General features: G+C 39.9%; 10 protein-coding genes. All 10 read left to right on the top strand.

The window, feature by feature from the left end:
• Positions 1–187: 187 nt before the first annotated feature.
• The 10 genes from sucC (at position 188) to NON16_RS14550 (ending at position 12314) form a co-directional block, all read left to right on the top strand.
• Positions 188–1348, top strand: a complete 1161-nt coding sequence (gene sucC / locus NON16_RS14595; protein ID WP_257350108.1) for an ADP-forming succinate--CoA ligase subunit beta — start codon at positions 188–190, stop codon at positions 1346–1348.
• A gap of 18 nt (positions 1349–1366) precedes the next feature.
• The gene (gene sucD / locus NON16_RS14590) at positions 1367–2275 is read left to right on the top strand and encodes a succinate--CoA ligase subunit alpha (RefSeq protein WP_257350106.1); all 909 of its coding nucleotides are present in this window, start codon (positions 1367–1369) and stop codon (positions 2273–2275) included.
• 296 nt (positions 2276–2571) lie between these two features.
• Positions 2572–3462, top strand: coding sequence for a DNA-processing protein DprA (gene dprA / locus NON16_RS14585; RefSeq protein WP_257350104.1), 891 nt, complete (start codon positions 2572–2574; stop codon positions 3460–3462).
• 290 nt (positions 3463–3752) lie between these two features.
• Positions 3753–5822, top strand: a complete 2070-nt coding sequence (topA, locus tag NON16_RS14580; RefSeq protein ID WP_257350102.1) for a type I DNA topoisomerase — start codon at positions 3753–3755, stop codon at positions 5820–5822.
• Between the two features lie 12 nt (positions 5823–5834).
• The gene (gene trmFO, locus NON16_RS14575) at positions 5835–7142 is read left to right on the top strand and encodes an FADH(2)-oxidizing methylenetetrahydrofolate--tRNA-(uracil(54)-C(5))-methyltransferase TrmFO (protein WP_257350100.1); all 1308 of its coding nucleotides are present in this window, start codon (positions 5835–5837) and stop codon (positions 7140–7142) included.
• Positions 7143–7245: 103 nt separating this feature from the next.
• Positions 7246–8133, top strand: a complete 888-nt coding sequence (gene xerC, locus NON16_RS14570; RefSeq protein ID WP_257350098.1) for a tyrosine recombinase XerC — start codon at positions 7246–7248, stop codon at positions 8131–8133.
• Positions 8134–8158: 25 nt separating this feature from the next.
• Entirely contained in the window at positions 8159–8701 is a 543-nt protein-coding gene (gene hslV / locus NON16_RS14565) for an ATP-dependent protease subunit HslV (protein ID WP_257350095.1), read from the top strand.
• Positions 8702–8720: 19 nt separating this feature from the next.
• Positions 8721–10118, top strand: a complete 1398-nt coding sequence (gene hslU, locus NON16_RS14560; protein WP_257350093.1) for an ATP-dependent protease ATPase subunit HslU — start codon at positions 8721–8723, stop codon at positions 10116–10118.
• 19 nt (positions 10119–10137) lie between these two features.
• Positions 10138–10917 carry a GTP-sensing pleiotropic transcriptional regulator CodY gene (codY, locus tag NON16_RS14555; RefSeq protein ID WP_257350091.1) on the top strand — a complete coding sequence of 260 codons (780 nt, stop codon included), beginning with the start codon at positions 10138–10140 and terminating at the stop codon, positions 10915–10917.
• Positions 10918–11534: 617 nt separating this feature from the next.
• Positions 11535–12314: an IclR family transcriptional regulator gene (locus NON16_RS14550; RefSeq protein ID WP_257350090.1), complete on the top strand. Its 780-nt coding sequence runs from the start codon at positions 11535–11537 to the stop codon at positions 12312–12314.
• Positions 12315–12349: the final 35 nt, after the last annotated feature.

Raw genomic sequence — 12349 nt, 5'->3', positions numbered from 1 at the left:
CGCTCAAGCGTTGGAATTCAATTTTATACGTGTCTTACCTTCTCAAAAAAGCGCCTGAATCGGCGCTTTTTTGACATATTAAAACGGAAAATGATAGAAATCATGTGTAATGGTAGACATTATGCCTGTTTATTTATACAATTAATACGGTGTTGTATAGATTAGATACACGATAGGAGGATGGAGAATGAATATCCACGAGTATCAAGGAAAAGAAATCTTGAGAAAGTACGGAGTAGCAGTTCCAAATGGACAGGTTGCATATTCTGTCGATGATGCTGTTGCTGCTGCACAAAGACTCGGAACAAAAGTCAGTGTAGTAAAAGCTCAAATACACGCTGGTGGACGAGGAAAAGCTGGCGGTGTTAAAGTTGCTAAAAATCTTGATGAAGTACGTACATATGCAGAAGAGATTTTAGGCAAAACACTAGTTACCCATCAAACAGGTCCGGAAGGGAAAGAAGTAAAGCGCTTACTCATCGAAGAAGGCTGTGATATTCAAAAAGAATATTATGTAGGTCTTGTTTTGGACCGTGCAACTTCTCGAATTGTAATGATGGCGTCTGAAGAGGGCGGTACAGAAATTGAAGAGGTAGCAGAAAAGACTCCAGAAAAGATTTTCAAGGAAGTCATCGATCCTGTTGTAGGTCTTAGTCCATATCAGGCACGTCGTCTTGCGTTCAGCATCAATATCCCGAAAGAACTTGTAAACAAAGCCGTTAAGTTCATGATGAGCTTATATACTGCTTTTGTTGAAAAGGATTGCTCAATCGCTGAAATCAATCCACTTGTTGTAACGGGTGATGGTAGCGTAATGGCACTTGACGCCAAGTTGAATTTTGATTCCAATGCGCTATATCGTCATAAAGATATTATAGAATATCGGGATCTGGATGAAGAAGATGCAAAAGAAATCGAAGCATCGAAATATGACCTTAGCTATATTTCTCTTGAGGGTAATATTGGGTGTATGGTTAACGGTGCAGGACTTGCGATGGCAACAATGGATATTATCAAACATTATGGCGGCGATCCCGCGAACTTTCTCGACGTTGGGGGCGGTGCAACAGCTGAGAAAGTAACCGAAGCATTTAAGATTATCTTATCTGATCAAAACGTTAAAGGTATTTTTGTAAACATTTTCGGTGGCATTATGAAATGCGATATTATTGCTGAAGGTGTTATTGAAGCAACAAAACAGATCGGACTTGAATTACCACTTGTTGTTCGCTTAGAAGGTACGAACGTTGAACAAGGTAAGAAACTATTGAATGAATCTGGATTGAATATAACCGCAGCAGAATCTATGGCTGACGGTGCAGAAAAAATTGTATCACTAGTTAAGTAGGAAGGTGGGGAAATCACGATGAGCGTATTTATTAATAAAGATACAAAGGTAATCGTACAGGGGATTACAGGTTCCACTGCCCTTTTCCATACGAAGCAAATGCTAGAGTACGGGACAAAGATAGTCGGAGGAGTCACTCCGGGTAAAGGTGGAACAGAAGTCGAAGGAGTTCCTGTATTTAATACGGTAAAAGAAGCAGTCGAACAAACAGGCGCAAATGCATCGGTTATTTATGTTCCTGCACCATTTGCTGCTGATGCGATCATGGAAGCAGTAGATGCTGACATGGACATGGCCATCTGTATTACAGAACATATTCCTGTTATCGATATGGTTAAAGTAAAAAGGTATATGGAAGGTAAGAAAACACGTCTAGTCGGGCCAAACTGCCCAGGTGTAATTACACCAGAAGAATGTAAAATTGGTATAATGCCTGGTTACATCCATACAAAAGGTCACGTTGGCGTCGTTTCGCGTTCGGGAACGCTAACATATGAAGCTGTTCATCAGCTCTCTCAAGAAGGAATCGGACAATCTACAGCGGTTGGAATCGGTGGAGACCCAGTAAATGGGACAGACTTTATTGATGTACTTAAGGCGTTTAATGAAGATGAAGACACATATGCGGTCATTATGATTGGCGAGATTGGCGGAACAGCTGAAGAAGAAGCCGCTGAATGGGTCAAAGCTAACATGACGAAACCAGTTGTTGGATTCATCGGAGGACAAACAGCACCTCCTGGAAAGCGTATGGGACATGCTGGTGCAATCATTTCCGGCGGAAAAGGCACTGCCGCTGAAAAGATTAAAACGATGAATGCATGTGGTATTAAAGTAGCAGAGACTCCATCTGTGATGGGTGAAACACTCATTTCTGTTCTAAAAGAAAACAATTTGTTAGATCAATGTAAAACACATAAATCCTAATCTTCTAGGGACTGACTCAGAGAGGTCTAGATACTTTCCTAACTAACATTTGGTTGTTTATAGGAAGTACCTAAGATCCGATCATCGGGGTCAGTCCCCTTTTCTTTAAAGGTAAGAAAGTTTTTTTGCATAGATGTTACGTCTAGCTCCAGCGCCCAGGTGTTCGAGGTCGCTTCAATTCTTTCACAAACACAAAGGACGTGTTGTGTTACAGAATCTCCAGCGCTTGTCACACCTAAACAGGGCGCTTCCGCTTTTCTTACTAAAATTTAATAAGAATGTAGGGGGAATCATTGTTGTTCTATCAACCGAAGGATCGTCTCGTTTATCTGTCTCAATGTCGCGGTATAGGAAGAAAAACTCTTACTAAAATGGTTGCCGAAGATCGTACACTCGAATGTATTTTCACACGATCAACTGTTGAACTGCAACAATGCTACCAACTAACCCCCGAAATTCTTAAAGAAATCCGAGACGAGGAAAATATCAAACTCTCTCGAAAGAAATCGGATACATACAAACAACAAAACATCCATTTGGTCACAATATTTGATGAGCAATATCCTGAAAGTCTCAGAGAGATTTATGATCCACCTTTCGTCTTGTATATAAAAGGACAATTGGATCTCTTGCAGAATACTAAGAGTTTAAGTGTTGTAGGCACTAGAGACCCATCCAGTAACGGTCTTAAGAGTCTCAAAAAAATTATTGAGCCTCTTGTATACCGGGGGTGGATGATTGTCAGTGGGCTCGCGTATGGTATAGATATTAACGCACACCAATTGACCCTTGCCTGTGGTGGAAAAACAATCGCTGTGTTAGGGAATGGATTTGATCATATCTACCCAAGGGAGCATGCTTCGATTGCTTCATTAATTGGAGAAAACCATATACTCCTATCCGAATATCCTCCTGAAACGAAGCCGGCTAAATGGCAATTTCCAATGAGGAATAGGATTATAAGCGGTCTTTCAAGAGGCACCATAATTATTGAAGCACGAGAAAAAAGCGGCTCATTGATTACTGGAGACCAAGCACTGCAACAAGGAAGAGAGGTGTTTGCAGTTCCAGGTTCGATCCTGGAACCCCGTGCTGCTGGGACGCATCGATTGATCCAACAAGGAGCAAAATTAACAACAAATGTAGAGGATATAATAGAAGAACTATCAAATATTTCACATGTATAGAAAGTATAAAATACTTTCTATAGTATAAGTGCAACTAGGGCTCAGCCTTCACCAAAGGCTCGACTTTGCCAAGTTTTCTTTATACGTTAGGAAAATATAACTTTTCAACAAGATGGAAAATCGACGTTGAGGAAAAGTTTACGTCCCAAGTATAAGCGCAACTAGGGCTCAGCCTTCGCCAAAGACTCGGCTTTACCAAGTTTTCTTTATCTTATGTTTGACAAATGGACATACAATATTTAATAATAGGGAAGATTTAAATTACAGAAAAGGGGGAGACAGATAGACAAATGGCTGATTATTTAGTAATAGTAGAATCTCCCGCTAAAGCAAAGACGATTGAGAAGTATCTTGGTAAGAAATATATCGTAAGAGCTTCGATGGGACATGTTCGTGATTTGCCCAGAAGTCAGATGGGCGTAGATGTTACCAAACATTATGAACCTAAATATATTACAATTCGAGGAAAAGGTCCTGTTCTTAAAGATTTGAAAGCTGCTGCAAAAAAGGTTAAGAAAATATATCTTGCAGCTGACCCCGACCGTGAAGGGGAAGCAATCGCATGGCATTTAGCACATAGCCTTGACATAGATGAACAGTCAGACTGTCGAGTAGTATTTAACGAAATAACGAAGCAGGCAATTAAAGATTCATTCAAACGACCAAGGGCGATCAATATGGATCTTGTAGATGCTCAGCAGGCAAGACGTGTGTTAGATCGACTTGTTGGTTATAACATCAGCCCCTTACTTTGGAAAAAAGTAAAAAAAGGGTTAAGTGCCGGGCGTGTTCAATCGGTCGCTTTAAGGATGATTGTTGAGAGAGAGAAGGAAATTCAAAGCTTTACACCTGAGGAATACTGGAAGATTAAAGCCGTATTTAATAAAAGTGGAGAAGAATTTGAAGCTTCCTTTTTCGAATTAAATGGAGAAAAAGTTGATTTAAAACAAGAAGAAGATGTGAAAGAGGTATTAAAACATATTCAAGGGGACAAGTTTGAAGTTACCTCTGTCCGGAAGAAAGAAAGAAAACGAAATCCATCTGCAGCGTTTACAACCTCGTCACTCCAACAAGAAGCTGCACGGAAATTGAACTTTCGAGCGAAAAAAACGATGATGCTTGCCCAGCAGCTATACGAAGGAATTGAGATCGGTAAAGAAGGAACTGTCGGTTTGATTACGTATATGAGAACCGATTCAACCCGTATTTCTGAAGTAGCACAAACCGAAGCGAAGGAATACATCGAAAACAGTTTTGGGAAACAATATACTAATCCTAGAGCAAAAGGCAAGAAATCGAACAATTCACAGGATGCCCACGAAGCAGTTCGTCCAACATCGACATTACGGGATCCGAAAATAATGAAACAATTTTTGAGTCGCGATCAAGCCAGATTGTACAAGTTAATTTGGGAAAGATTCCTAGCAAGTCAAATGGCACCAGCTGTGATGGATACAATGACTGTAAATCTTGATAATAATGGGGTTCGATTCCGCGCAAATGGATCTAAAGTTAAATTTCCTGGGTTTATGAAGGTCTATGTAGAAGGAACGGATGATAACAAGGGTGAGGAAGATCGGGTCTTACCTGATTTAGAGGAAGGCTCAAATGTTAAGACAGAAAAAATTGAACCGTCTCAACACTTTACACAGCCTCCTCCTAGATATACAGAAGCTAGACTGGTAAAAACAATGGAGGAGCTTGGAATAGGTAGACCATCAACCTATGCTCCTACACTTGATACGATACAAAAGCGCGGTTATGTTGCTTTGGATGCCCGAAAGTTTGTTCCGACAGAATTAGGAGAAATTGTTCTTGAATTAATTCTGGAGTTTTTCCCAGAGGTCATTAATGTTGAGTTTACAGCAGACATGGAAACCAGCCTCGACCATATTGAGGAGGGAACAGCTGAATGGGAGAAAATTATTGATGAGTTTTATCAGAGCTTTGAGAAAAAATTAAAGATCGCAGAAGAAGAAATGAAAGAAGTAGAAATACAGGATGAACCTGCTGGCGAAGATTGTGAAAAATGCGGTAGTGGGATGGTTTATAAAATGGGACGCTATGGTAAATTTATGGCATGCTCTAACTTTCCAGATTGCCGAAACACAAAACCCATTGTTAAAGAAATTGGCGTACAGTGCCCGAAATGTAAAGAAGGCAGTATCGTTGAACGAAAAAGTAAAAAACGACGAATCTTCTATGGTTGCAACCGCTATCCAAACTGTGATTTTGTTTCCTGGGATAAGCCAATAAGTCGTCCTTGTCCGAAATGTAATCATTTACTTGTTGAAAAGAAATCCAAGAAAGCTACAACTGTACAATGTACAAACTGTGATTATAAAGAGAAACAAAATTAGGGTGATGAAATTTTGAATTTACAATCAGTAAATGTAATAGGTGCAGGCCTCGCCGGAAGCGAGGCTGCATGGCAACTTGCCAAACAAGGCATCCACGTACATCTTTATGAAATGAGGCCGAAGACACAAACACCAGCTCACCACACAGATAAGTTTGCTGAGCTCGTTTGTAGCAATTCACTTCGCTCCAACGCTTTAACAAACGCTGTCGGGGTTCTAAAAGAAGAAATGAGAAAGCTAGAATCAGTCATTATTCAAAGTGCGGATGACTGTTCTGTTCCGGCTGGTGGTGCACTTGCTGTTGACCGACATGAGTTTGCTGCAAGGGTAACGGAACAGGTTAAAGGAAATCCGAATGTGACTGTTCATGAAGAAGAAATAAAGGAAATTCCAGAAGGACCCACGATCATTGCGACGGGTCCTCTTACTTCTAAGGATCTTTCAAATGCATTGCAGGCATTAACCGGTGAGGATTATTTATACTTTTATGATGCTGCAGCACCGATCTTAGAAGTCGACAGCATCGATCGGGATAAGGTATACTTAAAATCTCGTTACGATAAAGGAGAGGCTGCTTATCTGAATTGTCCAATGACTGAGGATGAGTTTGATCGTTTTTATGAGGCTCTTATTTCTGCTGAAACCGTCCCTTTGAAGGAATTTGAGAAGGAAATTTTCTTTGAAGGATGTATGCCGATTGAAGTAATGGCGAAAAGAGGAAAGAAAACGATGCTGTTTGGACCGATGAAGCCTGTCGGTTTGGAAGATCCTAAGACTGACAGACGCCCCTTTGCAGTTGTTCAGCTTAGACAAGACAACAAGTCTGGAACATTATACAACATTGTCGGATTTCAAACCCATTTAAAATGGGGGCCACAAAAGGATATTATTCGTTTAATTCCCGGATTAGAAAATGCTGAAATCGTCCGATATGGTGTTATGCATAGAAATACGTTTATCAATTCACCAAGATTGTTAAAGCCAACGTATCAGTATAAAGAGCGTAGCGATCTGTTTTTTGCTGGACAAATGACAGGTGTGGAAGGGTATGTTGAAAGCGCCGCATCTGGATTAATCGCAGGAATTAATGCTGCAAGGATGATACGAGGAGATGAACCGGTTATATTTCCTACAGAAACAGCCCTTGGAAGTATGGCTGAGTACATCACCACAGCTAATCCGGATAATTTTCAGCCGATTAATGCTAATTTTGGGTTATTTCCACCACTTGAAAACAGAATCAAAAACAAAAAAGAACGATATGAAGCGATTGCTTCAAGAGCACTAGGAACAATTCAGAATTTTATAACAAAATTGTGAATATATTGTGAATGGATATTGTCAAGGCCTCTAAATTGTGTTACGATTTAGGGGTCTTTATGGTAATTGTTACACTATTCAGACAATAGGCAGATGATCTCAAATGAATGAAGACTTACATCTTTTTATCGAATATTTACAGATTGAAAAGAATTGCTCACAACACACAATCATTAATTATCAAAATGACATCAATGATTTTGTAATTTTTTTGAAGCAGCAGGGGTTAGACCAGTTTGCTGCTGTTTCTTATGTTCACGTACGGCACTACCTTACCGTTCTTCATGAGAAGAAATATGCAAGGAGAAGTGTGGCAAGGAAGGTTTCATCTATACGAAGTTTATATCGCTTTTTGTTGCGTGAGGACCGCGTACGGGAGAATCCTTTTTCAATGGCTTCTCTACCAAAGAGAACCCAGCGTCTCCCCAAATTCTTTTATCAAAAAGAACTTGAAGAGTTGTTTACAGTTTCTGATTTGTCTAAACCCCTTGGACAAAGAAATCATACACTACTCGAATTGCTTTACGGTACAGGTATACGAGTAAGTGAGTGTTGTGGTCTTACTATGAAGGACATTGATCTGGGAATCGAAACGATTTTGGTCAAAGGAAAGGGCCGTAAAGAGAGATATGTTCCAATAGGCAGCTTTGCTATCGAAGCATTGGAGCGTTATTTTGCAAATGGGCGACCTACTTTGATGAAAGGACAACAGCATGACAAAGTATTTGTTAATTACCGAGGTGAACCCATAACCACTCATGGAGTACGTACAGTTTTACAGAAGATGATTAAGAAAACGTCGTTAACGATGCATCTAACGCCACACATGCTTAGACATACATTCGCTACGCATTTATTAAATGAAGGAGCTGATTTAAGGTCAGTCCAGGAATTATTAGGTCACTCCGATCTGTCTGCAACACAGGTGTATACGCATGTTACAAAAGATCGGTTACAGCATCTTTACAAAACGTATCATCCACGAGCGTAGCGGGATGCAGAAGGAGGTAAGGACATTGAATTCATTTCATGCAACGACAATCTTTGCTGTTCACCATAATGATGGCTATGCCATGGCTGGAGACGGACAGGTAACGTTTGGAAATGCTGTGGTGATGAAACATACTGCTAAGAAAGTACGAAAGCTATATAATGGCCAAGTATTAGCAGGTTTTGCGGGTTCTGTAGCAGATGCCTTCACGCTTTTCGAAAAGTTTGAGGCAAAGCTTGATGAATACAATGGAAATCTGCAACGGGCTGCAGTGGAACTTGCAAAAGAGTGGCGTGGTGATAAAATGTTACGAAAGCTCGAAGCTATGCTGATCGTTATGAACAAGGAAACTCTGTTGTTAGTTTCAGGTACAGGTGAAGTCATTGAGCCTGATGATGGACTTCTATCAATTGGATCTGGTGGAAATTACGCACTAGCTGCTGGCAGAGCATTGAAGCGGTATGGTGAACATCTTTCTGCTGCTGATATCGCCAAAAACGCACTTGAAATTGCCGCTGATATTTGTGTATATACGAATGATCAAATTATTGTAGAACAATTAACATGAGAACGGGGGAGTTTAACATATGAACACGAAACTTACACCAAGAGAAATTGTTGAACGACTTGATCAATATATTGTGGGGCAAAAAAATGCAAAAAAGGCGGTTGCGATTGCCCTCCGTAATCGTTATCGCAGAGGCTTGATTGATGAAGCGATGCGCGATGAAGTTGTTCCAAAAAACATATTAATGATCGGTCCGACTGGAGTGGGTAAGACTGAAATAGCAAGAAGACTGGCAAAGGTCGTTGGAGCTCCGTTTATTAAGGTGGAAGCAACTAAATTCACTGAAGTTGGTTACGTTGGTCGTGATGTTGAATCGATGGTTCGGGATTTAGTTGAAACCTCTATTCGCCTTGTAAAAGAAGAAAAGATGGGGCAAGTGAAGGAGCGTGCAGAACAAAACGCTAATAAACGATTAGTTAAATTGCTAGTACCTTCAAAGAAAACTCAGCAATCTAATTATAAAAATCCTTTAGAAATGTTATTTGGCAATCAACAACAAACAGAGGCTACCGACAATACTCAAACTGAGGAAGATCAAATCAGTACAAAACGTAAGCAGATCGAACATCAGCTTGCATTAGGAGAGCTCGAAGATCGATATGTTACTGTCGAAGTTGAAGAGCAACAACAAAACATGATGGATATGTTTCAAGGAGCAGGTCTCGAGCAAATGGGAATGAATATGCAAGATATGCTCGGAAACCTAATGCCAAAGAAAAAGAAAAAAAGAAAGTTAACTGTGGAAGATGCGCGTAAGGTACTCACCCTAGAAGAAGCTCAGAAATTAATCGATATGGATGAGGTAAGTCAAGAAGCTGTTACAAAAGCGGAGCAAACGGGTATGATTTTTATAGATGAGATTGATAAAATTGCTGGAAAAGGAAGTCAGTCAGCCGATGTATCAAGAGAAGGAGTGCAACGGGACATCCTTCCAATTGTAGAGGGATCCACAGTTGTAACGAAGTACGGTTCTGTAAAAACAGACCATATTCTCTTTGTAGCTGCAGGGGCTTTCCATACCGCTAAACCTTCTGATCTCATACCGGAGCTACAAGGGCGTTTCCCAATCCGTGTCGAGTTATCAAGTCTTACTGTTGAGGATTTTGTTTCAATACTAATTGAACCTGACAATGCGTTAACGAAACAATATAAGGCATTATTGAAAACAGAAGGTATAAACATAGAATTTTCTGACGATGCTATTTATAGAATTGCAAATATTGCAACGGAAGTGAACGAGGAAACCGACAACATTGGAGCAAGAAGACTTCACACGATCCTCGAACGCTTGTTAGAAGATTTGTCATTCGAAGCGCCCGATATAAACCTGGAAACGATAAAGATTACTCCGGAATATGTCGATGAAAAACTAGGATCTATCGCAAAAAATCGAGATTTAAGTCAGTATATTTTATAATCATTAGGAGGAGTTCAGAATGAACTTATTAGGAAAAACTAGAAAAATTAATGCACTATTACAAGAGTCAGGTGGAAAGCCGGTCAACTTTAAAGAAATGTCAGAAACACTACGTGATGCAATTGAAGCGAACATATTCGTAGTAAGTCGTCGCGGTAAACTTTTAGGATTCTCCCTTGTACAAGAAATTGAAAATGACCGTATGAAACAAATGCTCGTGGATCGTCAGTTTCCAACGGATTACACAAAGAACCTATTCAATATTACGGAGACTTCCTCGAATCTTGATATTCAAAGTGAACATACAGCATTTCCTGTTGAAAATAAGGATTTGTTTGATAAGGGCCTTACAACGATTGTACCCATCGTAGGTGCTGGTGAGCGTCTTGGTACATTGATTCTTTCTCGCCTTAATGAATCGTTCGAGGATGATGATTTGATTCTTGCTGAGTATGGAGCGACGGTTGTTGGTACGGAGGTTCTTCGAGAAAAATCTGAGGAGATTGAAGAGGAAGCACGTAATAAGGCGGTCGTACAGATGGCGATCAGTTCGTTGTCATATAGTGAGTTGGAGGCTATTGAGCATATTTTTGAAGAGCTTGACGGTAATGAGGGTCTTCTAGTTGCTAGTAAGATTGCAGATCGTGTGGGAATTACTCGTTCTGTTATTGTCAATGCGCTTCGTAAGCTTGAGAGTGCGGGTGTTATTGAGTCTCGTTCCTTGGGTATGAAGGGGACGTATATTAAGGTTTTGAATGATAAGTTTTTAAATGAGTTGTCGAAGCTTAAGGCGATGTAATTTCGTCGTTTTGTAAGGGAACTGGCCTTTTGGGGTCAGTTCTTTTTTTGTGGGGAAAATTAGCGACATTCTTGTCCCCCTTTGCGGGCTCGGTCATGGGTGATGTCGCTTCCATGCAAGCATGGTGCTTCATCTCCCATACCGATCCCGCGCGCTTCGCTTCAAAAAAAGATTCTCATCTTTTTTTAAGGGGGAGCAAGGAGGGTTACTCAAGAGGCCAGAGCACTTTCAGGTTCGTGTATTTCTAGGAAGAATACAAGATAAGGACATCGCCTTTGATTTTATAGAGGAACAAGAAGGGATATCCATGTTTAAACGGTTCAAACTGTTGTAATGTGCAGAATGATTATATGCAAAGTATAATTTCGATAACATTATATACAAAAGGGAACGGATGGGTCAGACAATTGAGAAAGCAATGAAGAATAAGGCTGTCGAGATTTTTTTAGACAGCCTGAAGTCGTTGTCAAAGTGGTATTTTTAAAAAAATATATCAAAAATCTCACAAAAAAAATTAAAAATGATTTGAATAGTCGCAATAATGTGATAAAATAAAAACATTCAAAAAATAAACTAGGTTCATTATAATGAACTTATTAGAGAGGGTGAGTTATGTTATGGGTCAAAAGTATTGGGTTCCTGGTATTGAACGAGCTAATTTGATTTTAAATTTAATTGCTACAGAACCTACGTCACTTCGTTTAAGTGATTTATGTAATCGGTTAGAAATCAATAAGAGTTCCATGTATTCTCTATTAAATACATTAGAATCTCTGGGTTGGATTGTGAAGGAAAAAGGAGACACCTATTCACTTGGCCCGGCACTTGGTTCTTTAAGTGCCGCCTATTTTCGCCAATTTAACATCTTACAATCTTTTTACAAAGAGGCCGCTTTATCTGTAAATAAGATTAATGAACATATTCAACTAGGGATTCTCGAAGGGGGGGATGTTGTCTATCTAGGAAAAGCTGAAGGGGATTCTCGAGTTCGTCTAATCACTGATCCAGGGATGAAGTTTCCAGCCTACGCATCAGCGATTGGAAAGGTTCAGTTGTCACAATACGACGATGATAAGCTCGAAGATATCTATCCAGAGTACCAACTTGAACCCAAAACCCCATACACTTTAAAGAATTTGAAGGAGTTGTCCGTCCAATTGAAACAAGTCAAAAACGTTGGCTATGCAATCGAAAATCAAGAGGCATCACTTGGTTTTCATTGTGTAGCAGCTCCTATCATCAATTATGAGGACAATGTTATTGCTGGGGTTAGTTTTACGATGATGGAGAACAGTTGGAATGAGAAGAAAGAAGCAGCTCGTGAAGAAATTATAGATTTAGCTCGTCGATTGTCATCACATGCTGGTCAAGTATCACCTTTAATAAGTAAAAATTGAAAGCGCTCTACTATATTAGTTGTAAAACTAACTAT

The sequence above is a fragment of the Pseudalkalibacillus decolorationis genome, from assembly GCF_024609785.1.
GTDB classification, from domain to species: Bacteria; Bacillota; Bacilli; order Bacillales; family Fictibacillaceae; genus Pseudalkalibacillus; species Pseudalkalibacillus decolorationis.
This window is presented reverse-complemented; position numbering and strand designations above follow the sequence as displayed.

Bases quoted from the DNA above. Each gene is read 5' to 3' on its own strand.
- sucC (WP_257350108.1), top strand. From the start codon at position 188: ATGAATATCCACGAGTATCAAGGAAAAGAAATCTTGAGAAAGTACGGA.
- sucD (WP_257350106.1), top strand. From the start codon at position 1,367: ATGAGCGTATTTATTAATAAAGATACAAAGGTAATCGTACAGGGGATT.
- topA (WP_257350102.1), top strand. From the start codon at position 3,753: ATGGCTGATTATTTAGTAATAGTAGAATCTCCCGCTAAAGCAAAGACG.
- xerC (WP_257350098.1), top strand. From the start codon at position 7,246: ATGAATGAAGACTTACATCTTTTTATCGAATATTTACAGATTGAAAAG.
- hslU (WP_257350093.1), top strand. From the start codon at position 8,721: ATGAACACGAAACTTACACCAAGAGAAATTGTTGAACGACTTGATCAA.
- codY (WP_257350091.1), top strand. From the start codon at position 10,138: ATGAACTTATTAGGAAAAACTAGAAAAATTAATGCACTATTACAAGAG.
- NON16_RS14550 (WP_257350090.1), top strand. From the start codon at position 11,535: ATGGGTCAAAAGTATTGGGTTCCTGGTATTGAACGAGCTAATTTGATT.